The organism is Streptomyces sp. NPDC048506, assembly GCF_040651315.1.
GTDB lineage: Bacteria > Actinomycetota > Actinomycetes > Streptomycetales > Streptomycetaceae > Streptomyces.
This window is the reverse complement of the sequence record NZ_JBEZIX010000088.1, coordinates 1-22,963: the sequence shown is the minus strand read 5'-3', so window position 1 is coordinate 22,963 and position 22,963 is coordinate 1. Positions and strand designations below refer to the sequence as shown.

Genomic DNA, 22,963 nt, shown 5'->3' with positions numbered 1-22,963 from the left:
GATGAACACGTACAGTGCCGCCAGAAGGGCGTCCAGGTTTGTCGTCACACACGAGCCAACGGGCGCCCTTCGCCATGGTCGCGGCCAGCACAAACTTCGGACTCATTCATCTAGCGGATGCCGGCGCCCGCCTGTCGGCACGCTGCCTGGCCCCGCAGGTCAACCGGGACGCCGACCTCGCCGTCATCACCGCCTCCACCGACGCCGAACTCGGCGCCTACGAAGACCCCGCCTTCGACGACGCGGTTCGCTGCCACCCAGGGTGCGGAGGAGACCCCAGAGCTGATCAGCGGCGCGCAGAACCTCGTCTCCGCCTGCGCCCAGCTCATCGCTGCGGTGGTCGTCGTTGGCACCCTCAACATCCTGCTGCTTCCACTGCTGCTCCTGGCAGTCGTCCCCCGGGTGTGGGGGGCGGTGCGCGCCGCCCGGCTCGACCACGACGCTGCCCACCGCAGCCTCGCCGACCCGCGGTTGCGCAGGGTACTGGCGCAGTACACCACCGACCGCGGGACAGCGTCGGAGATCCGCTCGGGCACCATGGGCACGTTCCTTCTCTCCCAGTACCGCATCATCTCCGGTCGCCTGGAGACCGAACAGATCGCCGCGGCGCGACAGGCCACACTCACCCAGAGCATGGGTGATCTGCTGTCCACCATTGCTCTGGCAGTCGCCTGGTCCGGCATCGTCTACCTCATGCTCACCGGGCACATGGCCGTGGCAGCCGCGGGGACCACGGTCCTGGTGGTCCGCACGGCCAGCAGCGCCCTGACCAGCACAGTCCGCGCTGCGGCCCGCCTGTTTGCCACCAGCCTCTACATCGCAGACTGGGCTGCGTTCCTCGACGGCGCACACACCTGGGCAATGCGCCGCGGCCCCAAGCCGGCTCCGACCGCAGGCCCTCAGACGATCAGTGCCCGCGGCCTCACCTACACCTACCCCGGCAAGAGCACCGCCGCCGTCGCCGACGTCAACCTAGACATCCGACGTGGCGAGGTCATCGCGCTCGTCGGGGAGAACGGCTCGGGCAAAACCACCCTTGCCAAGCTGCTGACCGGCCTCTACCTCCCCAACGCGGGAACGGTGACGTGGGACGGACACGACGTGACCGACCTCTCCCCCGGGACCCTGTGGCGCACGACGGCAGTTGTCCCTCAGGACTACACGCGCTGGCCTCTCGCCGCCCGGGAGAACATCACCCTCGGACAACCCCAGGTCGACCGGGACCAGGCCGTTCGACGGGCCGCCGAACTGGCCGGAGCCCACGCCATCATCGACAACCTCCCCCAGGGCCTCGACACCTCCCTGGCCCGCTCCTGGTGGGGCGGTCACGACCTCTCCGGCGGCCAGTGGCAGCGCATCGCCATCGCACGCGCCTTCCACCGCGACGCCCCGGTCCTGATCCTGGACGAGCCCACCGCCGCCCTGGACGCACGCGGCGAGCACAGGGTTTTCAGCCGCCTTGCACGGCTCGCTGCCGGCCGCACCACCCTCTTCGTGACCCATCGGCTCGCCAACACCAAGCTCGCCGACCGCATCCTCGTCCTGAAGGACGGGCACATCGTCGAGAGCGGCTCTTACCCAGAGCTCCTGTCCGCCGACGGGCTCTTCGCCGAACTCCACCGCCTGCAAGAAAGTGACCCCGAAGGGCAGCCGATCTCTAGATTCCGTGGTTCCGCGAGTACTTCCGCGTGATCATGAGCGCCGTTCGAGCAACCCCAGGTGATCGTGAGCAGGAGTTGCATTCATTAGTTCCCAGTTGCCGATTGTTCACGACCTTCAGTTCGGGCGGGACGAGTCCTTCACACCTTGGGCCACCTCGGTCTCGGCATTCATGGCCAGCGCCACGACGGCACCGCCCAACACTGCACTGGCAGTCAATCAGCCAACGTGGAACAGCGCGCCAAGTGTGGTGACCGGGTCATCGGCGCTGAAATGGATGACATCCACGCCGTTCGGGCCCTTAAAACGCTGTTGCTCCACCTGCATCTCCAGGGGTGCGCCGCACTGAGCACGGTTGCTGGACCTCGGGTCGGCATCGAAGAAGGCGTACGCACCGTCGTTCTCCAGGCGCTTGAGCCTCAGACGGTAACTGCAGGTGGCGGAGCCATTCTTGCCGTCGACATCGGCGGTGAGCGCACCCACATCTTCGCCGACTCGGCCCGCGTTGAGCTCAAGCTGGTTGTCGTAGCCGTTCGCCGAGTCGCTCCAGCGGCCGACGAAGCGGTTGGGGAGGGCAGCGGGTTTGTCATCGCCCTGGAAGGCGTTCCAGACGCCGAAGATCAATACAGCGAGCAGCGCAGAGGCTCCCACGGCCAGCCACGGGCCTCGCTTTCCCGCCGGGGCCTCCGGGGGATTCGGCTTGTTCGCCAACTCAGGCTTGGCCGTGGTCCTCGGCTTCGGCTTCGGCTTCGGCTGGACGGTCACCGTCACTGTGGCGGCGTTCGGGCCGGAAGCCGGTGCGGAGTCCACGAGGGTGGGTGAGCGGGGCCGCGCAGGCAACCCGGGTTCCGCCGAGGCGGACTCCAACTGGAGTAGTTCGACAGCCCGGCGACCAATGTCGTCGGCGACGGCCCTGGGCAGCCAGCGGGAGGAATCCAGTAATGCGCCCGCACCCTGCTCGCCGGCCAAGGCCCGCACGACTTCCGGCAGTGCCGGACGCGCGGCAGGATCCTTGGTGAGACAGGCGGAGACCAGCTCCTTCACGGCATCCGGCGCAACACCGTCAAGCCGCGGCTCGGCATGAGCGACCCGATAGAGCAGCTGGGCGGCACTCTCGCCAGGGAAGGGCTGCTGGCCGCTGGCCGCGTAGGCGAGCACGGTTCCGAGTGAGAAGACGTCTGTGGCAGGGCCGACTGCTGCCTCGCCGGTGACCTGCTCGGGAGCCATGAAGCCGGGCGAGCCGACAGCCACGCCGGTCGAGGTGAGCCGGGTGGCCGCCTCGGCGGCGCGGGCGATGCCGAAGTCGATCAAGTGCGGGCCGTCGAGCGCGAGCAGCACATTGGAGGGCTTGACATCCCGATGCACCAGCCCTTGTGCATGCACGGCGCCCAGCGCCTCGGCCAGTCCGATGCCCAGTGCACGTACGGTGCGTTCGGGCATTGGGCCATGCTCCTCCACCATGTGTGCCAGGTCGCTGCCCGCCACATAGCTGGTCGCCACCCACGGCACCTCGGCCTCCGGATCGGCGGTGAGCACGGGGGCTGTACGGTTGTGGTCCGCTTCCCCACTCACCAGCCGCGCCGCCGCCACCTCGCTCGCGAACCGCGTCCGGAACCGCTCATCCGCCGCCAGATGCCTGTGCGCCACCTTCACAGCAACGAGCCGCCCACCTCGGCTCCGCCCCAAATACACCCGCCCCATACCGCCGTGCCCGAGCACCCCCAGCAACTGGTACGAACCCACCTCGGCTGGGTCGTCCGCGCCCAGCGATCCCAGTGCCCTCATTCCCGCACCTCTCGAATATGCGACGAATTCACCGTGCAGCGTCTGGGTCAATCACCTTACAGGCGGCGTGAGTTGCACGGCGGCACACGACAAGGTGAGCATTGCCTCTGAGGTTCAACTCGGGAAGCCGGTGGCGGACGGCCTTGGCCGAAACAGGAGACCAGCCAGCTACCAGCACTGCACCTCACTCCATCCACGAACAGCCCATTGACGACACACCATTGGCCCCCAAGCCCATCCGCACTGACCCGGGCGCCACCACTCGTCGTGACCACCAAGCATGTCCCAATGGGCACTTCTGCTCGTGATCAAGCGTCGCAACCTTTGCTCGTCACACGCGGATTTTGACCTTTTCGCTGGAGCCCGTGCTCACGAACTCGCCCTCCCTACACGATGCACGGCGCCGCCGTGCCCGCGGACACGTGGCCGCAGGCACGCCTGCGTCGTGCTGCCAAAAGCAACGTGGGGAGAGTGCGTCAGCACTTTCCCCACCAGCTGTCGGCCGCCTCCGGGCGTCCGCCTCACGTGCCAGCGAGCGTCGGCTCCACAACGTGAGGCTGATCCGTGACGGCGAACGCCAGGTGCAGCGACCGCCCTGGCGTGCTGACGTCGTGCCGGACACCCCGGGGCAGAGCCAGCACGTCACCGACCCGAGAGACGACCTCCTTCGGGCCGTTGTGCGGGTCCGTCCACACACGCCACTGCTTCTCCCCCTCCACCTGCACGATGACCCCATCCCAGTCGTCGTTGTGAGGGCCCAGGGAGGTATCGCCGGCCTGCGAGGCGTACGCCGCACAGGCAACGCGCCGCCCCAACGCCAGCTCCAGGGAGCACGAGGCGCGACGAATCCAGTCGATGTGGAAGTGCAGGTTCTCGTAGGAATGGGTCCGCGGGAGTGCAACAGCAGTGTCGTCGGCCGACACGCGCTGAAAGTTCACGCCGTCGATCATGGTCACTGGGACTCTCCCAACAGGCAGTGGGAGGGAAGAGAACCACGTCGGGCTGAACAGAGCGCCCACATGACGCACAGACGATGCCGAACGAAGCAGTGGCACGGCGACCGTGCTGAGCCGTGCCGCGAAGGCGACGGCTACTGCGGACACGGTAGGTGCTGTCATCGGTTCCCCCTTAGTGGTTGGCTCCGGAAGTCCTTCGGGGGTTGATCAAGTTGTCACGGCCGCAGAGGATTCTTCCTGGTGATCGGCGGTGTGCCGGTCGAGCCTGGCCAGCAAATCGTCCAGGTCGGAGGTCGTGAACTTCCACTGGAACGGCTCAGCTGTGGTGTTGTAGCGGTCTTCGAAGGTTCGGAGCCGGTCCCCGATCTGGGTGAGGTCGGTGAAGTCGTTGGGCGAGACGACCTTGCGCTGCACGACTGAGAAGAAGATCTCCACCTGGTTCAACCAGGAGGCGTGGATGGGGGTGTGCACCAACACCGCGTTCGGGAACGCTGCGGTCAGTCGGTCGGTGGCTGCCTGTCCGCGGTGGGAGGAACCGTTGTCGGCGATCCAGAACACCCACTTGGCGCTGGCGTAGGGCTCCTGGCTCATGACCTGGGTGACCAAAGTCATGAACGGGTCAATGCCGGTGCGCGGTGCGGTGCGGCCGAACACCCGGGCGCGGTGGACGTCGTAGGCGGCCAGGTAGGCCAACGCGCCGCCGCGGCCGTAGGTGTGGTTCACGCGCATCGCCCGGGCCTTGCCGGGCGCGAGGGTGGGGTGGCAGCGGCAGCGAGCCTGGATGGAGGTCTTCTCGTCCGCGCTGATGACGTACTCGCCCTGCCTGAGCGGTTCGCCCTGCCAGATGCGGGCGTACAGGTCCAGCACGCGAGCGGCCTTGGGGCGGAAACCGGGGTCGGTGATGAAGATCCAGGAGCGGTGCTGCCAGGGCTTGAGCGCGTCCTGGTGCAGCCAGCGACGCACGGTAGAGGGCGAGACGGGGCCGGTGATGCCGCGCGCGGTCAGCTCGCGGGCCAGCTCTGGGCAGCTCCAGCGAGACAGCGGGGTGCCGGTCTCAGCGGGCAGCTGGCAGGCCAGGGCCTTGGCCCGGGCGGCTTGCAGCGCGGTAAATGCGCACGGGCGGCCCGAACGCTTGCGGTCGGCCAGCCCGGCAAGGCCCTGCTCGGCGAACCGACCCCGCCAAGTCCGAACGGTGTCCAGGTGCAGGCCCGTCTCGCGGGCGATGCGCGCGTTGGAGAGGCCGCAGGCGGCGTGGAGCACGATCTGGGCTCGGATCCGGGCCTGGTGAGGGGTCTTGTGGCCCCAGGCCGCCTTCTTCAGACGGTGCCTCTGCGAGGCGGTCAGCACGATCGGACGGGCGGCGGCAACGGGCAAGGCGGGTAGGCCGATCAGCAGAAGTGGATCTTACCGGCGGGAGTCTGTCGCAGCGCCCAACAAGGTAACCAGGCAGGACGTGCCCATACCCACCGTGCCGGAGTCGACCAAGTCCTCCCTCGCCCAGAAACTGACCGCCCGTGCCCGCGCCGCCTGGCCCCAGCTGACCGGCCTGGACATCCACCACCGCGGCCAGTTCGCTTACGTGGACGGCGAACTGGCGCACAGACAGAGCGTCAAACTCATGCGTCTGCACTGCGGTGGCTCGGCATCGCAATGGGGCTTCGCGCTTTACCTCGCGAGCAGCGACAAGCAAGAGGACACCATCCTGCCCACCGGCAGCTTCGCCGGCACCCCCGAAGGCGCCCTCTGCCCTGCGTGAGGAGATGGACGCCGCCGCCACGGTGGTGGAGCAATGACGACAAGGCGGAGGCGGCGAAGTGCGTTGCCGGCCACCCCGCGGCGGCCCTGGTTTCGGAGCAGTCCGTCGGTCACGCCTGTTCGGAATCGGATTCGAGCTGGGTCGTTTGGGCCCGCAGCCATGCCGTCAGTTGGCGGACGCGTGCGTCTTGCTCGGGTGGTTGACGGCTGAGGAGGTGGTAGCTGGTGCCGTCGGGGACGAAGCCGAAGGGCGCGACGAGTTGTCCTCGCTCCAGGTCGTCGCGGACGACGGCGTACGGGGCGATGGCGACCCCGACGCCGGCCGCGGCAGCCTGGAGAGTCAGGTAGAAGTGCTCCAGGGTCTGCTGGGAGGCGGGCTCTGCTCTCATGCCGGTGATGCGTCGCCAGTCGTCCCACGCCTGCGGTCGTGTGTCGGTGTGTAGAAGGGCTGCCTTCGATACGTCGGTGGCGCCGGTCAGGCGGGCCGCGAGATCGGGCCGGCAGACGGGTCCGATCCGCTCTGCGAACAAGCGGGTCCGGTTCACCTTTTCGGGGAACGGGAAGTCGTCTCGGCGGATCGCGAGGTCGATGTTGTCCCGCTCGAAGAAGACGGGGCCGCCGCCTGCGGACAGGTGGACGGTGACGTCCGGCACGTTCATGGCCAGGTCGGGCAGCCGGGGGATGAGCCACCGCATCAGGAGTGTGGGCTCGCAGGAGAGGGTGAGCGGTCCTGCGGGTGTGCGGTGCGAGATCTGCCGGGCTGCCGCATCGATCTGATCGAGTGCGTCCCGGACGACGGCCGCCAGCTGGCGAGCCTGCGGGGTCGGGCGCAGGGCGCGTGCCTGTCGCTCGAACAGCGATACCCCAAGGGAGCGCTCCAGGTTTTGGACCTGTCGGCTCACCGCGCCATGCGTGACATGCAGTTCCCGCGCCGCCGCGGTCATGCTCGCGTGCCGCACGGTCGCTTCGAAGGACAGCAGCGCATTCAAAGGGGGAAGAGCCGACCATCGCATGCGTGAATTTTACTCACAGGTCTCGTGAGAATGAATCGTTTGTCCTGCCCTTTTGCCTGAACGACTATTGATCCAGTCACGGAAACGCTGACCTATGGAGAGGTGGGGCATGACATTCCGCAACGACATGCGGTCGGGCATCGCGATCCTGGCGGACGACCTCACCAGCGCCGGGGACGGTGCCGCGCCGTTCCGCCGGGCCGGCCACGATGCCCAGATCCTGCTCTCCACCCCGGCAGCGGTGCCGCGGCACGCCACGGGCGTGACCGCGGTCGACCTTGAGAGCCGCGTACTGGAGGAGGAGGCCGCCGCTATGTGTACGTGGCGGGCGGCGCGCCTGTTCGCAGGCTCCGGGCTGCTGTTCAAAACGGTGGATTCCACTCTGCGCGGTCATGTCGCGGCAGAGGTCCGGGCTGCGTGGGCGGGATCGCGCAGGCGGGCCGTTGTCATCGCTCCGGCCTTCCCAGCGGAGGGCAGGGTGACGGTGGAGGGAGTCCAGTACGTGCGGGGCCTACCGGTCCACGAGAGCGACTTCGCCCGCGACCCGGTACACCCCGTGCGGTGCTCGGACCTCGCGACGCTGTTCCCGGAGGCCGTGCCAGCAGGGCCGGGCCGGGCAGCCGAGCTGCCCGAACTGATCGGCAACGGTGACCTGATCGTCTACTCCGCCGCCGAAGACGGCGAACTCGACCGCCTGGTGGCAGCGGTGCCGCGCCTCGACGACGTGCTGTGGGTCGGCTGCCCGGGGCTGGCGGCCGCCCTGGCCCGAAGGTGCGCACACGCTGCCGGCAGCGCTGCTGCGGTGCCCGGGCCGGCCCGACGCCCACTGATCGTCGTCGGCAGCGCCAACCCGGCGACCCGGCGGCAGCTGGCCGCGCTCCGCACCGGGGCGGACGTCCAGGGGGTCACCGTCACCGGCGATCCGGCCACGGCCGTGGAGACGCTGCGCGGCCTTACCGCCCCCGTCCTCACCCTGCAAACACCCGATGAACGCCGCGCCCCACAGACCGCACGAGCACTCGCCCGCTCTCTGGCAGCAGTCGTCCAGGCGCTGACCGAAGAGCATCTGGTCGACGCACTCGTCGTCACCGGGGGAGAAACGGCCGCGACCGTGCTCCAGACCCTAGGTGCCACCGGCATCGGCCTGCTCGACGAACCCGAACCCGGCGTCGCCCGCGGAACCCTGCTCGGACAGCTCCCCCTCCCCGTGCTGATCAAGGCAGGCGGCTTCGGCGACGACGCCATGCTCCTGCGCCTGTGCCACCTCATCCGACATCCCCTCGACCCAGGAGAGCACGCATGACCCCGATCGCCATCACCATGGGCGACCCCTGCGGAATCGGCCCCGAGATCACCCTCAAAGCGTGTGCCGATCCCCGGCGCACCGTGCCCGTCGTCGTCATCGGCGACGTGGACGTCCTCGCCCGCGCCGACAAGATCGCCGGCACACACCTCACCATCCGCCCCATCGCATCCATCGACCAGGCGACGTTCGCACCCGGCACGGTGGACGTCCTCACCGAGAACGGCCTTCCCACCGACCTGCCCTGGGGCGCACTCGACGCCCGCGCCGGAGCGGCGTCCTTCCAGTACGTCCGCCGCGGTATCCAGCTCGCCCTGGCCGACGAGGTACGGGCCCTGGTGACCGCGCCGATCAACAAGGAAGCACTGCGCCTGTCCGGCGTCCCCTACCCCGGGCACACCGAGATCCTCGCCGACCTGTCCGGCACCACGGACTACGCGATGATGATGGCCACCGACGAACTGCGGGTCGTCCTGGTCACCGTGCACCAGTCGCTGTGCACCGCGATCGACGCGATAACCACCGCCCGCGAACTCGACATCATCCGCCTCACCCACCGCACACTCCAGCGCAGCGGCCTGCCCACCCCCCGCATCGCCGTCGCCGGCCTCAACCCCCACGCAGGGGAGAACGGCCTATTCGGCCGCGAGGACCTGGACATCATCACCCCCGCCATCCAGACCGCACAGAGCGAAGGCATCCAGGCCAGCGGACCCTGGCCCGCCGACACCGTCTTCATGCGAGCCCGCGCCGGCGCCTTCGACGCCGTGGTCGCCCAGTACCACGACCAGGGCCTCATCCCGGTCAAGTACCTGGGGATCGAACACGGCGTCAACATCACCATCGGCCTGCCCTTCGTCCGCACCAGCGTCGACCACGGCACCGCCTTCGACATCGCAGGTCTCGGCTCGGCCGACCACACCAGCCTGCTCACCGCCCTGACCCACGCCGACCGCCTCTCCTCAGCGGCACCGAACCGCCCCTGACTACCGATCACATCAACCCCGGAACAGAAAGCCGAAGGACACCGTGGACTTCATCTTCATGCTCACCCGCGCCGACCGCACCGTCACCGACTGCCTCGAGGTCCTCGACACCATCAAGGACCTCGGCATCACCCACATCGGATTCAAAGACATCGGCGTCGACCGCGACACCCTCACCCAACTCCACACCCGCATCAAGGACATGGGCGCCACCACCTACCTCGAAGTCGTCAGCACCCACCGGGACCAGGCCCTTGCCTCAGTACGGACAGCCACCGAACTCGGCGTCGACTGGCTGATGGGCGGTACCTGGATCGAGGAGACCCTCAACCTCCTGCACGACACCCCCATCGGCTACCTGCCCTTCGCCGGAGAACCCCTCGGGCACCCCACCCGCCTCGCCGGCAACCCGGACCGCATCGCCGACGACTGCCGACGAGCGCAGGCCGCAGGCTGCGCCGGCGTCGACCTTCTCGCGTACCGCGCCACCGACGCCGACCCCCTCGACCTGGTCCGCGCCGCCCGCGCCGCCACCACCGGCCGCCTGGTCGTCGCCGGCTCCATCACCAGCACCTACCAGATCCAGGACCTCGCATCAGCCGGAGCCGACGCCTTCACCATCGGCTCCGCCGCCTTCGACGGCTCCCTGAAGCCCCACGCCGGAACCATCCGATCCCAACTGGCCCCCGTGGTTGGTCTATCAGGGAATCGGGTGTGATTTGGCCACCCTCACACGGGACCCCACCGGACGCGGCCGCCCTACAGCCTGAACCACCACAACAGGAGAGGTAGTTGCGTTCACACCCTCGTCAGGGCACGCTCGACCTGAACAGAAGAACTTGCAGGGAAGACTGTGCCTGCGGCCTCTACCTCGCCACCCCGACATCTGACCAGACGCGACGCACGGCACCAGCTCCGGAGTCAACCCCCGAAGGACTTCGGGAGCCGACCACTAAGTAGTCGGCACTTGCGATTGGATCCGGCAATTCTTACACCTGTTCCCCATCTTCACTCTTTTGGGTAACCGAGATATGGCGCCCCGTGAGGCGCTCCATGATCAGAGCGGAAGGGTGGAAGTGGGCGCATACCTGCGCGCACGTGATCTTGGGGGGCAACTGAATGACGTCAACCTCGCAACAAAGCCAGCGTCTGGACGATCGGGCGGTGCTCCTGGTGGCGGGCCTGGCCGATCTGGCGGTCAGCGCCATTGGCGCAGCAGCCGGGACGCTTCAGGGCCTGCTGCGCCGTGCCGACGGCCCAGACCTGGCCCGGGACGCGGAGCAGGATCTGATGGCCCGCGGCCGGCTGGCCCTGGACCGGTACGCTGCCGCACCCGCTCACCTGGAGATCCTCGCCCAGCACGTGCTCGCCCGGCAGGCGGCTTCTGGCGACAATGTCTGACGTCTGGGACGCGGCCGCGTTCAAAGCGCGCGTCGACGACGTCTTGGGCGCGTTCCTGAAAGAAGAAGGCGAGCATCTGGCTGAGATCGATGACGTTCTGCAACCGGTGGCGGAGCAGTTGCAGCGTGCGGCCGGGTACGGCAAGCGGCTGCGGGCGGCGTTCTGCTACTGGGGCTGGCGAACCGCAGGGCAGCCCGACAGCGATGCCCTGATGCGGGCCGCCGCCTCCATGGAACTGGTGCACGCGGCGGCGATCGTGCACGACGATCTCATCGACGACAGTCGCCTGCGACACAATCAGCCCACCGTGCACCTTGCCCTGCAGGAATCCCTCGCCGGGCGCCCTGGCGATCGCGCAGCGGCGCGCGACCTGGCACTCCTGATCGGGGACCATCTGATAGCGCTGGCGGGGCAGTTGTTCGCCACCTGTGGCCTGCCGGCCGCTTACCTGGCGCGGGCCCGGCCCCTGTGGGCGGACCTGGCCCGGGAGCTGATCGCGGGGGAATGCCTTGAGATCCTGCACACCGGCGCCCGCCCGGACACCGAGGCGTCGCTGAAGGTGATCCGCTACAAGACCGCCAAGTACACCGTCGAACACCCCTTGCTCATCGGCAGTCTGCTCGCCGGAGCCGCCCCGGACCTGCGCGCCGGACTGTCCGCCTACGGGCTGCCCCTCGGGGAAGCCTTCCAGCTGCGGGACGACCTGCTGGGCCTGTTCGGCGAACCGGAGCACACGGGCAAGGCGAGCCTGGACGACATCCGCAGCCACCGCCCCACCGCCCTGCTGGCCAAGACCTGGCAAGCCGCCCTGCCCGCACAACGCGCCGAGCTGACCGAGGTGCTCGGGCGTCGCGACCTGGAGGAGCGGCACCTGGCGCGGGTGCGCGAGCTGATGGTGGCGCTCAAGGCGCCTGAGCAGGTCGAGGAAATGATCGACACGCGCGTGAAGGAAGCCACCCGCGTCCTGGACGGACTGGACATGCCCGCCCACGCCCGCAGGGCCCTGAGCAACCTCGCGCACTCGGCCACCGACCGCCGGTACTGACCCCTTCCCGCAACGCGGCAGCCGCTGCTGCCGTATGAACGCCCAGACAAGGACTGCTGTCATGACCTACACCGAGACGTCGATGGACGCCCTGAGGCAGGCCGGTGACGAACTCGCCGACGCCGTCGTTGCCACCCTTTTCGAGCGGGGTGAGGTGGGCAAGTTCAACACCCTGATGCGCTACGTCTCCACCGCCGGGGCGCCGCTGCCGGACGGTCTGCCCGACGTGGCCCGCGAGTACCTTCAGGCCACCAGCGTGCCACCGGCCTGGGTGGACTGGACCGAGATGGAGAAGGCGCGGCTGTTCTTCATCGACAACAACGTGCACATCTCCACCGCTCTTTCCTTTGCCTCCATGCCCGCCTGCTACACGGTGCCGCACGTGGCGAAGCTGTTGTCGGCCACCCACGGGCTGAACTACCCGTCCAAACGGATGGCGGAGACAGGCCAGTTCACCGTCTACCTGATGCAGCCCGACGCCTTCGAGGCGAACAGCCGCTTCATTCCCGCCGCGCAGAAGGTGCGCCTGCTGCACGCCTCCATCCGCCACCACCTCAAGCGCGAAAACCGCTGGGACACCAAGGCACTTGGAACGCCGATCTGCCAGGAGGACATGATCGGCGGGCAGATGTTCTTCTCCCTGCTCGTCCTGGACAGCCTGCACCAGCTCGGCATCCACATGTCAACCGAAGGCGCCGAAGCCTACTTCTACGCCTGGCGCGTGGTCGGCGCCATCCTCGGCGTCGACCAGGACGCCGTCCCGAAAACCCTCGAAGAGGCACGGGAGTTCCTGGACCTGTACATGCTCCGCCACATGGGCCCCTCCGACGAAGGCGCGCATCTGACCCGGCAGCTGATCGACCTGTACGAGGAGATCGTGCCCGGCACCTTCTTCGACCCGATCGTCTCCGCCCTGATCCGCCACCTGATCGGCGACACCTGCGCCGACTGGCTCCAGGTCCCCCGCACCGCCTGGGACAGCGTCGTCAAGGTCGTCCCCAGCCTGCTCGGCGTACTGGAGACCATCGAAGACCGCTCCCCCTTGGGTGCCTGGGCCCTGGACCGCCTCGGCCATCTCACGACCATCTTCGAACTGTCGTCCCTTACCCGCGGACGCGTCATGCACTACGCCATCCCCGAACAGCTGAAAAAGGACTACGGCGTAACCAGCGCTGTGCCCCGCACCCACCGCTGGGCCCCGCCCGCATCCACTCTCACCTCCTGACAACGCCACGGTGCGGACCTGGCGGCGCCAGTCGTCAGGACCCAGCCGGACCGGGGAGATCACCGTCGCCGCGCCTGTGGCGGCTACCAGGCTCGCGCCCAAACACTGGATGCGCCAGGTGAGGGTCCTTGCGGCGGAATGGGCGTCGTCCAGTGCTCGCCGGCGGGCAATGTGTCGGAGAAGCTGCCGAGGGTGTGGCCTGCTGTCTCGGCTCGGGTGAGAACGCTGGCCAGCGTTGGCCAGGCGAGGTCGTCGAAGTGACCCGGCGGGCGGCTCCACCACCTTGTTCTGGGCCTCTTCCTCAGGCGGGGTGAGACAGCGGCGATGGGCGACGACGCACTTCTCGACCGTCTTACACAGGTTCAGCCAGAGGTGGAAGCGGTCTGCGATCTGGACCGCCTCCGGATCGGCGGTGCGGACTGCCTCAGCGTACGCGCCGGCCGCTCCCGAAAGGCGATCTCCGCACCAGGGTGCTGCTGGAGCCAAGCGGTGAAGGTCTCCGCGGTGCGGTCTGGCAGTACGTCCACAGCTCGGCCGGCCTCGATGTCGATGAGCACGGTGCCGTAGACGTGCCCCCGCCTGAGGGCGAAGTCTTCCACCCCCAGTACCCGCGGGCTCTTGTGTGGTGGTTCGGCCGGCAAGGCCCGGATACGCCTGAGCAGGGTGTTCGGGCTGACCGGACAGTGCAGAGCATGCCCGCGAGTCGGGCGCCGGCCCGACCGACCAGGAGGCGGCCGATCGCCACCAGCATCGTCTGCTGGAGCTGGCTTCGCCGACCGTACCGGAAGGTCAGTCCCTCGACCTGCTCGGCGAAGATCTGACGCACACGACAGCCCCTCACACCGGAATCCGCGAACCGTCAGGCATATCGTCACTGGCCGCCCGCCAGCAGCGACATCGGCGAGCCGTCAGCGGTATCGGTCATGGACACGGTCCGACTGTGTTCCGCAGCCCGGGCACCGTGCCGTATCTGCGGCAGCCGAGGCGGTGATGCGTACTCCCGCGCCGGCAACCTGGATGTCCTCTATGGCAACGGCCGTCCACTGCCGCAACACCGCATGACTGTCATCCGGTCACGTCATTAGACGCGGCGCTTATGCCGAGGCTCGGCCATGTGCCCGGGTACCCAAGCGGTACAGCACTCCCCCGTCCTCCCCTCTCCGCACCGACGCGTTTCCGCACACGCGCTCGCGCACTGCCTGGCATACGCCTGCGGTCTCACGGCCCCTTACCTTCCCGGGCACCGCGACCACGCCAGGAATTGAGGTATACGAATGCACAACCAGAACAATGCGACGTAGCACGCTCCCTGAACGCGGGCGCATCCGTGCCCGTGAAGGCCACGACCCTCGTCTGCTGCGTCATGCCCCCGCGCTCTGCTGCACTTCGGCCACCGCCCCCGCACCGTCACCGCTGCCCTCCCCACGCCGTCGACAACGGCGAGCCGGAGCACAGCAAGACCGCGTCGGACACCACGCATCAGGCCCATCCCCGAACGCAGAAACCCCCGCCGGAGCCAGCCGACGGGGGTCCTCACCTCTCACCTGTTATCACACTGCCCCTATGACGGGGGTCATGACTGTGTGGGCCTGACCAGGTGGAACACCTCGCGGGCGGCGTAGCGTTTGAGGCATCGGGCGATTCCGCGTCGGGTTTTGCCCTCCTTGGTGCGGCGTTCGTAGTAGTCCTGGGTGCGTGGGTCGAAGCGCAGGCGAACCTGCACGATCCGGTGCAGGGCGACGTTGGCCTGGCGGTCGCCGCCGTGGTTGAGGCGACGGTACTGCCGAGTGCCCGAGGAGCGTTCGACGGGGCTGACCCCGCACAGCTCGGCGAAGGACGCCTCACTGCGCAGACATTCCGGGTTGTCCCCCATCGTGATCAGCAGAGTGACGGCCGTGTCCGGGCCGATGCCCACCACGGTGAGCAGCTGCGGGGCGTGGCGTTCCACGAGGTGGGACAGGCGGCCTTCCAGGTCCTGGATCTGCTCGGTGAGCTGCCCGATTCGCCGGGCCCGCAGCCCCAGGGTGACGCGGGTGGCCTGCAGCACCGCCTCTTCGTCGCCCTTGTCATTCTTGCCGGCGTCGGCGAGCCGTGCGCAGGTACGGAAGAGTTCCGAGTTGTTCAGCCGGGCCAGTTCTTCCCGCAGGTAGGGCTCGGCGCTCACGAGGACCGCCTTGAGCTGGTTGATCGCCTGGGTGCGCGCCTTGGCCGCCGAGCCCTTGGCGAGTTTGAACATCCGGGCGATCTGCACCGGTCCATCGCCTGACTTGGCCTGGGTGCGAGCCCGCCCGCTCAGCACCGCCCGGGCCGCGTTCTGGGCATCGAGCGGGTCCGACTTCCCACGCTGACGGCGGTCAGTCTGGTCGGGCCGGTTCACACCGAACACTTTCACGCCCTGAGCTAACAGATAGCGGGACGGGGCCGCCCCAAAGGAGCCGGTCCCCTCCACCCCGGCCACCTCCCCCGTCGACCGGCGTCGACGAGAACGCGGGGCAGGGGACGTACCAGCCATGCTCGTTCACCTTCCGACCCGATGGCGCATCGCGTAGCCGGCACCGGACCGCACGTACGGTCAGAACTGCCAGTCGGCTCATCGGACACGGCGCGGGGCAGGGAGGGGTCCATGGTGTCGGTGGCCAGGGCGCGGGTGATGGCGCGTGCCATGGCGACCACGGCGGGGATGTGCGCCGCCGGTTGGCTTTGCTCGGACGGGGCGATGATCGAGATGGCGGCGACAGGGGCATAGTCGCGGTCGGGGTGTCCTCGTCGGCCAGGTGGTCGACGCCGAGGAACTCCTCCTGGACCTGGGCGGGGGCAAAGGCCAGTAGGACAAGCCCGGGAGCGGGGGCGTATGCCGATGGTGAAGTGCCCGGAGCTGGTGCGTTCCAGCGCGCCGTGCTCGACGAGTCGGCGGGCGATGCGGAACGTGGTGGCCTTGGGCAGGTCCGCCCGCGCGGCCAGCGCGGTCAACGACAGCACAGGCGTGTCGGGCCCGAAGGAGGCGAGCACGCGGTAGGCCCGGTCCAGCAGGGGCTCGCCGCGGGGCGGGCGGCGTCCGCGGGTGTGGGTCTGATGCCTGTGCGTATCCCCGCCGTCGGGTGAGCCGTTCACACCAAACCTCCTACGGATCAGGCTGGTTGGGTCCACTCAATGAAACCGGGGGTGGCCGGGCGTCGATAGAGCGGCGCGCATTTCTTGTCTCGGGCGCACAGCGCTTGAGTATCGGAACACAGGAAGGTGATGTGCCATGCGGAGGCGAACGAAGATCGGCACCACTGTTGCCGGAGTGATCGCGGCTCTCGCGGTCGCTGGATCGGTGGCACCGGCGGCTCATGCCGCGGACGACGATGAGGCGAAGTGTCAGGCAAACATCTATGCCAACGCAACGGCGCAGATAGGGTACGTGCAAGAACTCGTTCACGAGATCCAGGAGCGCCAGCCGCCTCAGGTGGTCGAGGCCGCAGAGATACGGCTGAACGAGGAGCGCGCGCAAGGGCAGCTGATGCGTGAACTCGCCCGCTACGGGCGGTGGGGCGAGTGCGCGCGCGTGTGAACGCGGCTGAAGCGTGGGTGCACTCGCCGGGAGCAGGGAGCAGGGAGCCGGCGAGGCTCAGCAGCCACGTTGAGGTGAGGAAGGGGCGCGACCCGAGCACCGTCGGGGTCACGCCCCTTTCGTCGTACCTGGGCAGTACGTTCCTCTCATACTGGCTGTCCCCGCCCGCGTACCACTCGGTGCACCAAAGAGTGCCAGAGGGTTGCGGCACATCAGCACGCTGTCTCACGTTTCCTTCTCGGCGTGCCTGCGCGCCCGCCGGACGTCGCCCGTTCGAAAACCATCCGGCCACGCGAAGGGACAGAGAACAGCCAGTCAGACTGCCGGACCACCGAACCAATGGCCGGCGGCCCGCTCGAACGCTTCACGATCAGGGCAGCGATCACCTGCCCAAACGACTATGCCGTCTGGTCGGACAAGGACAGCGCCCAATCCGAGGTCGTTCCTCGCACGCCCGGCCGCATATCGTATCCGGCTCTCCCAGCCCATCGCTGAACCGTGCAGGGATCGGTTGACGCTGAAATCGAGCGCGACGCCTTGTCCATCCTGCATCAGGTCGCCGAGACGAGTGCCGTCCTCCAGACAAAGGTCCGGGGCACTACGGCCGACCAGCGGCTGCTCGCTGTCAAGGTCGTAACGGATCGACGATCCCGACATCCTCTCGAACACGTAGGTCGTTCCATCACGGGTCCCGATCAGTTCGCGAACCACTCCTTGGATCGCCTGAGCGTGCGGGTCCGGCCGCATGGCCGCCACCTGGGCGCGCGACCAGTCGAGCACCGCTGCCCCGACCGGATGGCGCTCGTGGGTGTAGGTGTCGAGAAGCCCGTCCGGCGCGTACCCGTGCACGGTCGCCGCCAGCTTCCAACCCAGGTTCATCGCGTCGCCGATACCGGTGTTGAGTCCCTGTCCGCCAAGAGGGGAGTGGATGTGAGCGGCGTCGCCCGCGAGCAGGACGCGTCCCTGCCGGTAGGCCGTCGTCTGCATCGCCCGATCGGTGAAGCTCGAGGCGAGATGGACGTCGCTCAGCGTCACGTCGGTGCCGGACACACGGCGCAGAACCGCCTGGAGATGGTCGCGAGTCGGCTGCTGCGAGCGATCGAACGCGCCGCCGTCGAAGTCCATCATGCCGATGTGCCCTTCCGAGGGCTGGAGGTACATGCCCGTCGGCGTCAGATTGAACCCAGGGCGCAGCTTCTCGGGATCTGCGACGGTGGCGTGCATGGTGTAGCCGGTGAACAGCGGCTCGGTACCGACGAAGTCGAAGCCCGCAAGCCCACGCATCGCACTGCGTCCGCCATCGCAGCCGACGAGCCAGCGCGCCGCGTACTCGTCCGCGCCGGCCTGCGCGACCACGCTCTCATCGTTCTGGGTAATGCCCGAGACCGTGACGCCGCGCCTGACTTCCACACCCAGCTGGGATGCCTGCTCGGACAGCAGCGCCTCGACCGCTTCGAGGTAGGTCGGCATGCCCTCCGGTGCCGGGCTGGGGAGCCGGAACGGCAGGGCGGCGACGTCGACCTTGGCCGGATCGAGCATTATGCCGGCGAAGTGGCCGCCGTGACGAGGGGGTGACGGCTCGTCCGCTTCGGAGGTCACGCCGGGATCGTCGTGGACGCCCGATGCCGTCAGCAGCGGGTGCAGCATCCCGCGCCGGTAGAACGCCTCGACCGACGCGGATGACAGGCCCCGCATCCCGAGCGGCGCCGCCTTGAACGGCGAATGGGGCTCCTGCTCCCGCTCGAGCACCAGGACAGAGCAGCCCGCGAGGCCAAGCTCGCAGGCAAGGAACAGACCCACCGGGCCAGCGCCCACGATCACTACGTCATGCATGAGAGATCCCCTTTCCAAACATCCGGCCGGATGGGCACCCGGCCGGATGTTTGGAAAGGTGTCAAACCCCACCGACATGAGACCGACACCCACCGACAGGCGACCGACACCACGGCTCCGCTGACCGACCACCCGTGGGGCCTGGAATTGAGACCTGTGAAGCCTCCTCCTGGCTGATCCGCGCTTTGACCACCGGCGACGATGGCCAGCCTGAACACGCACGTCAGCCGCACCAGGCGACAAGCCTCGCACGTGCTCTGTTGTCTGGTGAAAGATCGAGCACGCACAGCGACAGCGGCCATCCGGCGTGCGCCGGGAGAGCGGAGGCATGGCATGGGCGGCGCGCCGCCTCGCGACCGGCCGCGCCACCGTCACGACGCCGCACCGCTGCTGCCGACGACTGTGATGTGCCAGCCGGTGATGTCGCCGTTCCGCTGGCATCAGGAATGCGACCGTCTCGGCGACCTTCTGCGGTGAACCGAGCCGACCGCACGGGCCGGCTCGGTTCACCGCAGCGAGCATCGCGGCCGCATGGTCGCCAGACGCGCCCCAAGTTCTCAGCGTCGGCGTCTCGATGGCCGCCCGTGCCCTGCGGACGGGCGCCGAACGCATCGGTGAATCGGCTCGTTCCTAAGCGACCGTGAGTACGATCTTGCCCTGGATGTGCCCTCGGGCAGCGCGTTCGTGCGCTGTTCGGGCCTCCGCGAGCGCAAACGTGCTGTCGATCGCGACGCGGACCGTGCCCGCGTCGAGCAGACGCCCCAGTTCAGCGAGCTGCGCGCCGTTCGAGCGCACCTGGGCGCTGGAGACCGTGACGCCCAGCTTCGCGGTCTCTTCTTCGTCGAAGTCCCCGGGAAATACGGGAAATTGGGAGCCACCGCGCTTGAGCGTGTGCAGGAGGCGCTTGCTGTCGGGGCCGCCGACGGTGTCGAGAACGAGGTCGACGTCGTGCACCAGGTCTTCGGGACGGCTCTTGGTGTAGTCGATGAACCGGTCGGCGCCGAGTTCGCGCAGGAACGCTTCATGCGCGCCCGATGCCACCGCGATGACCTGTGCGCCCTTCCACTTCGCCAGCTGTAGTGCGAAGTGCCCCACGCCGCCCGCGGCGCCGTTGACGAGCACCGTCGTGTCGGCGTCCAGTGCCGTCGGGCGGTGCCGTACCTCCTGGAAGGGCGAGGGGTGATCGTGTCCGAGCTCGATCAGGAACTGCCACGCGGTGAGCCCGGCCATGGGTGCCCCGGCGGCGTGCACGTGGTCGATGCCGGCCGGCTTGCGTGCGAGGTCCGACGCGGGCGCGGCCACGTACTCGGCGTATGCGCTGCCGTCGAAGCTGGGAAACCGCAGAAGACCGAAGACTTCATCACCTACGGCGAGGCCGTCCACGTCCGCGGCGACGGCCTCGACGACGCCCGACACGTCCGTCCCCGGAATCACCGGCAGGCTGACCGTCGAACCCGGCTTCCCCGGCATCGTGGTCAGCCCGCCGCGCAGGTACCAGTCCGGAGGATTGACACCGACCGCGTGAACCCGAACGAGCACCTCCCCCGGCTTCGGCTCGGGCATCGGCACCTCGTCGTAACGCAGAACTTCCGGGCCACCGTGCTCATGGAGCCGGACCGCCTTCATCGTGTGTGTCGGCATCGTTTTCTCCTGCTCGCGCTTCGGGATACGCTTATTCGGATCAGCGATCCACATAAGTGAACCACTGATCCGAATATATGGACCACTGATCCGGATAGTCAAGAGGGACAGATGCGGGCCGACGCCAGGAAGAACCGCGACCACCTGCTCGCAGTAGCGGGCACCGCCATCACCGAGCAGGGCGTCGACGTGTCACTGCGCGACATCGCGCGCAGGGCCGATGTCGGGCTCGCGACGCTGCTGCGGCACTTCCCGACACGCGAGGCGCTGCTCGAAGCCCTGCTCCGCACGAGCTTCGACGAACTGACGGCACAGGCAGGCGAGCTCGAAACGTCCAGCTCGCCCGAAGACGCCCTCGTCTCGTGGCTACGCGACTGCGTCGCGTGGACAACCGAATATCGGGGCGTGACCGTGCTGATGGCAGCCGCCATCGAGGACACCGACTCCGCACTCCACGCCGCGTGCGTCACCCTGCGCGCAGCCGGTGCGCGCCTCCTCACCCGCGCCCAGGCCGCGGGCACCGCACGGACCGACATCGACGGCGCCGATCTGTTTGCGCTGGTAGCTGCGCTCGCATGGCTGGGCGATCAACCCTCCCTCGCGCCACGCGCCGATCGCCTCTTCGAGGTCGTCGCGAGCGCGATTCTGACGAGCACAGGGAGCAGCCATGCGAAGGGGGAACGCCGCCCTCAGCCCCGTGGCTGACATGGCCCCACGCTGACCGGCGGACTCGGCCGCCCGGCTCCGGCGCATCCGGGTCGCGCAGCGGGCACAGGCCGCCACCGCCCAGGGGTGCCGGTCTTTCTGCTCGTGTCGCCGCTGGCCTTCGATTCCTCCGTGGCCGGGATCTGGGGGACGCTCACCACAGGCAGCCAACTGATCGTCGTCACGGCCGAGGAGGTCCGCGACCCGCATCTCCCGGCTCGTCTGATCGCCAGCCACGGCGCGACGCATCTGTTGTGCGTGCCCTCCCTGTACTCGGTTGTCCTGGACGCGGCGGAGCACTTCGGCACCGTCGAGATGAGCACGCTCGACACAATGCTCGTGGCCGGCGAGCCGCTGCCCGAGCAGCTGGTCGAGCGCCACTTCGCACTGCTCACGGGACCCGTGGCTCTGGTGAACGAATACGGGCCGACGGAGACCACGGTATGGCGAGCTACGCTCGGTTCGAGGCTCCCGGTCCGGTCTCCATTGGGCTCCCGGTACGGGGCGCCAGACTGTACGTGCTCGATGAGGAGCTCCGCCCCCTGCCGGCCGGCGCCAAGGGTGACCTCTACATCGGTGGTGCCGGGGTGTCCCGCGGCTACCACGGACGTCCCTGAGGCGACCGCGAGCGTGTCCCTCAAGGACCCGTTCTCCGGTCAGGACGGCGCGCAGATGTACCGGATGGGCGATCTCGTCCGCTGGAACTCCGTCGGGACACTCGACTTCGTCGGACGAAGCGACCACCAGGTCAAGGTCCGTGGGCACCGCGTCGAACTCGGCACTGTGGAAACGTACTTGGCTTCACTCCCTGGAGTACTCGAAGCCGTCGTCGTACTCAACGCCGCCGGGACCGGACTGATCGCTTTCGCTCTTGCCGGCGCCGACGGCGTCAGGTCTGGCGCGCAGCGATGCGAACCGCCTTCACCGCAGCCCTGCTTCAGCGCGTCCTTCCCCGCTCGCTCCTCACGGGGTTCGCTGGTGGCACGGAGATGAGTTCGTCGGCGACCCACCGCGCGACGTGTTCAGGGTAGGGCGGTGCCAGCCCGAGGACGATGTGCCGGAAGCCGGCTTCGGTGGCTTCGCCGATCGCGTTCCGGGTCGACGCGGGGGCCGCGTAGGAAACCGCCAGCACGATGGAGCGGGTGACCGAGGCGGGGTCGCGTCCGATCTCGGCGCAGTAGCGGTCCAGCAGTGCACTGCGTTCGACGGCGTCGGCGATGTCGCCGCCGGGGACGTTCCACAGGTCGGCGTGCTCGGCGACGACCCGCAGCGTCGAGGACCCGCGTCCGCCAATGAGGAGGGGCGGGTGGGGGCGTTGGAAGGGCTTGGGGTTGCCGAAGGCGCCGGTCAGCTGGATGTGGGTGCCGTGATGGTCGAACGGTTCGGTCTCGGTCCACAGCCGCCGGATCACGGTGCACGCTTCGGCGAGGCTACTCACGGCGTGGGCAGCGTCGTGGTAGGGCAGGCCGTGTGCGTCGTACTCGCGCCGGGCTCCGGGGTGGCTGGGGCGTGAGCCGGCGCCGATGCCGAAGTCGAGGCGGCCGGCGGAGATGACGTCGACGGTCGCGGCGATCTTGGCCAGCATCGCCGGCGGCCGGAAGCGGTTGCTGATCACGAGCACCCCCAGCCGCAGTCGTCGCGTGTGGGCGGCGAGGGCTGAGAGCAGGGTCCAGCCTTCGTAGGCCGGCCCGTTCGGGTCACCGCCGATCGGCATGAGGTGGTCGAACAGCCAGGCGTGCTCGATTTCCGGGATGGTGTCGGCCTCGCGCCAGACACGCAGGATGTCGTGGTAGTCGACCTGCGAGGGAGCCGTCATGATCCCGAAGCGCGGTGGGGTGGAAGGTTGCGTCATGGAACCGTGAGTCCTTTCGGTGTCGTCGGGTACGTGTGCGTGCAGGAGGCCGGGGTGATGTCGCCGGTCATCTCCGGATGGAGTCGTCCTGGGCGGGCGCATCACACGCGGGCCGAGTGGGATCCGCGGCACTGACGTATCCGTGGGAGTGCCGCGTCCCGGCGGACGGTGGTGGGGGGGGGCGGGGGGCCCCCCCCCCCCCCCCCACACCCGCACCAGGACGATTAGGGAGGGCTGGGCGGACACCCGGA

General features: G+C 68.5%; 21 protein-coding genes and 1 pseudogene. 11 read left to right on the top strand and 11 right to left on the bottom strand.

Features of this window, described 5'->3' with window-relative positions:
* Window positions 1-110: 110 nt before the first annotated feature.
* Window positions 111-353, bottom strand: a complete 243-nt coding sequence (locus AB0C96_RS41130; protein WP_362925188.1) for a hypothetical protein — start codon at window positions 351-353, stop codon at window positions 111-113.
* Between AB0C96_RS41130 and AB0C96_RS41125 the strand changes: the two genes are divergently transcribed.
* Window positions 337-1,692 (top strand): ABC transporter ATP-binding protein, encoded by a 1,356-nt coding sequence (locus tag AB0C96_RS41125; RefSeq protein ID WP_362925187.1) that lies wholly within the window; start codon window positions 337-339, stop codon window positions 1,690-1,692. The genes AB0C96_RS41130 and AB0C96_RS41125 overlap by 17 nt on opposite strands.
* 186 nt (window positions 1,693-1,878) lie before the next feature.
* Here AB0C96_RS41125 and AB0C96_RS41120 read toward each other — a convergent pair whose 3' ends face one another.
* From AB0C96_RS41120 to AB0C96_RS41110, 3 genes are all read right to left on the bottom strand, one after another.
* Window positions 1,879-3,444, bottom strand: a complete 1,566-nt coding sequence (locus tag AB0C96_RS41120) for a protein kinase (RefSeq protein ID WP_362925185.1) — start codon at window positions 3,442-3,444, stop codon at window positions 1,879-1,881.
* Window positions 3,445-3,965: 521 nt separating this feature from the next.
* Window positions 3,966-4,394: a cupin domain-containing protein gene (locus tag AB0C96_RS41115; protein ID WP_362925191.1), complete on the bottom strand. Its 429-nt coding sequence runs from the start codon at window positions 4,392-4,394 to the stop codon at window positions 3,966-3,968.
* A 213-nt stretch (window positions 4,395-4,607) separates the two neighbouring features.
* Window positions 4,608-5,774 carry an IS630 family transposase gene (locus AB0C96_RS41110; RefSeq protein ID WP_362925184.1) on the bottom strand — a complete coding sequence of 389 codons (1,167 nt, stop codon included), beginning with the start codon at window positions 5,772-5,774 and terminating at the stop codon, window positions 4,608-4,610.
* Between the two features lie 79 nt (window positions 5,775-5,853).
* Between AB0C96_RS41110 and AB0C96_RS41105 the strand changes: the two genes are divergently transcribed.
* The gene (locus AB0C96_RS41105; protein ID WP_362925183.1) at window positions 5,854-6,156 is read left to right on the top strand and encodes a hypothetical protein; all 303 of its coding nucleotides are present in this window, start codon (window positions 5,854-5,856) and stop codon (window positions 6,154-6,156) included.
* A 109-nt stretch (window positions 6,157-6,265) separates the two neighbouring features.
* Here the strand turns inward: AB0C96_RS41105 and AB0C96_RS41100 are convergent, their stop codons facing one another.
* Window positions 6,266-7,168, bottom strand: a complete 903-nt coding sequence (locus AB0C96_RS41100) for a LysR substrate-binding domain-containing protein (RefSeq protein ID WP_362925181.1) — start codon at window positions 7,166-7,168, stop codon at window positions 6,266-6,268.
* Between the two features lie 109 nt (window positions 7,169-7,277).
* Here AB0C96_RS41100 and AB0C96_RS41095 point away from each other — a divergent pair, with 109 nt between their 5' ends.
* From AB0C96_RS41095 to AB0C96_RS41070, 6 genes are all read left to right on the top strand, one after another.
* Complete coding sequence (locus AB0C96_RS41095; RefSeq protein WP_362925180.1) at window positions 7,278-8,471, top strand: four-carbon acid sugar kinase family protein; 1,194 nt, start codon at window positions 7,278-7,280, stop codon at window positions 8,469-8,471.
* A complete protein-coding gene (gene pdxA, locus AB0C96_RS41090; protein ID WP_362925178.1) occupies window positions 8,468-9,457 on the top strand; it encodes a 4-hydroxythreonine-4-phosphate dehydrogenase PdxA in 990 nt (329 codons plus the stop codon). Before AB0C96_RS41095 ends, pdxA begins: the two co-directional genes overlap by 4 nt.
* 43 nt (window positions 9,458-9,500) lie before the next feature.
* Window positions 9,501-10,175: a HisA/HisF-related TIM barrel protein gene (locus AB0C96_RS41085; RefSeq protein ID WP_362925176.1), complete on the top strand. Its 675-nt coding sequence runs from the start codon at window positions 9,501-9,503 to the stop codon at window positions 10,173-10,175.
* A gap of 401 nt (window positions 10,176-10,576) precedes the next feature.
* Entirely contained in the window at window positions 10,577-10,858 is a 282-nt protein-coding gene (locus tag AB0C96_RS41080) for a polyprenyl synthetase (RefSeq protein WP_362925175.1), read from the top strand.
* Entirely contained in the window at window positions 10,851-11,903 is a 1,053-nt protein-coding gene (locus AB0C96_RS41075) for a polyprenyl synthetase family protein (protein WP_362925173.1), read from the top strand. The genes AB0C96_RS41080 and AB0C96_RS41075 overlap by 8 nt, the downstream gene beginning before the upstream one ends.
* 61 nt (window positions 11,904-11,964) lie before the next feature.
* Entirely contained in the window at window positions 11,965-13,128 is a 1,164-nt protein-coding gene (locus AB0C96_RS41070) for an oxygenase MpaB family protein (RefSeq protein ID WP_362925171.1), read from the top strand.
* 362 nt (window positions 13,129-13,490) lie between these two features.
* On the opposite strand, the gene AB0C96_RS41065 is transcribed toward AB0C96_RS41070, so the two are convergent.
* The 3 genes from AB0C96_RS41065 to AB0C96_RS41055 all read right to left on the bottom strand — a co-directional run bounded on the left by AB0C96_RS41065 (window position 13,491) and on the right by AB0C96_RS41055 (window position 16,239).
* Window positions 13,491-13,727, bottom strand: a complete 237-nt coding sequence (locus AB0C96_RS41065) for a transposase (protein WP_362925169.1) — start codon at window positions 13,725-13,727, stop codon at window positions 13,491-13,493.
* A 974-nt stretch (window positions 13,728-14,701) separates the two neighbouring features.
* Window positions 14,702-15,640 (bottom strand): transposase, encoded by a 939-nt coding sequence (locus tag AB0C96_RS41060; protein WP_362925167.1) that lies wholly within the window; start codon window positions 15,638-15,640, stop codon window positions 14,702-14,704.
* Window positions 15,529-16,239, bottom strand: coding sequence for a helix-turn-helix domain-containing protein (locus AB0C96_RS41055; protein WP_362925166.1), 711 nt, complete (start codon window positions 16,237-16,239; stop codon window positions 15,529-15,531). Before AB0C96_RS41055 ends, AB0C96_RS41060 begins: the two co-directional genes overlap by 112 nt.
* Before the next feature lie 136 nt (window positions 16,240-16,375).
* Between AB0C96_RS41055 and AB0C96_RS41050 the strand changes: the two genes are divergently transcribed.
* Window positions 16,376-16,681 (top strand): hypothetical protein, encoded by a 306-nt coding sequence (locus AB0C96_RS41050; RefSeq protein ID WP_362925164.1) that lies wholly within the window; start codon window positions 16,376-16,378, stop codon window positions 16,679-16,681.
* A gap of 315 nt (window positions 16,682-16,996) precedes the next feature.
* Here the strand turns inward: AB0C96_RS41050 and AB0C96_RS41045 are convergent, their stop codons facing one another.
* On the bottom strand, window positions 16,997-18,514 hold the full coding sequence (locus AB0C96_RS41045) for an FAD-dependent monooxygenase (protein ID WP_362925162.1): 1,518 nt from the start codon (window positions 18,512-18,514) through the stop codon (window positions 16,997-16,999).
* 630 nt (window positions 18,515-19,144) lie between these two features.
* The gene (locus AB0C96_RS41040) at window positions 19,145-20,155 is read right to left on the bottom strand and encodes an NADP-dependent oxidoreductase (RefSeq protein ID WP_362925189.1); all 1,011 of its coding nucleotides are present in this window, start codon (window positions 20,153-20,155) and stop codon (window positions 19,145-19,147) included.
* Between the two features lie 111 nt (window positions 20,156-20,266).
* Here AB0C96_RS41040 and AB0C96_RS41035 point away from each other — a divergent pair, with 111 nt between their 5' ends.
* Both AB0C96_RS41035 and AB0C96_RS41030 read left to right on the top strand, forming a co-directional pair.
* Window positions 20,267-20,860 carry a TetR/AcrR family transcriptional regulator gene (locus AB0C96_RS41035; RefSeq protein ID WP_362925160.1) on the top strand — a complete coding sequence of 198 codons (594 nt, stop codon included), beginning with the start codon at window positions 20,267-20,269 and terminating at the stop codon, window positions 20,858-20,860.
* Window positions 20,861-20,947: 87 nt separating this feature from the next.
* Window positions 20,948-21,477 (top strand): annotated as a pseudogene (locus tag AB0C96_RS41030) (AMP-binding protein).
* A gap of 320 nt (window positions 21,478-21,797) precedes the next feature.
* Here the strand turns inward: AB0C96_RS41030 and AB0C96_RS41025 are convergent.
* On the bottom strand, window positions 21,798-22,712 hold the full coding sequence (locus AB0C96_RS41025; RefSeq protein ID WP_362925158.1) for an LLM class flavin-dependent oxidoreductase: 915 nt from the start codon (window positions 22,710-22,712) through the stop codon (window positions 21,798-21,800).
* Between the last annotated feature and the right edge of the window lie 251 nt (window positions 22,713-22,963).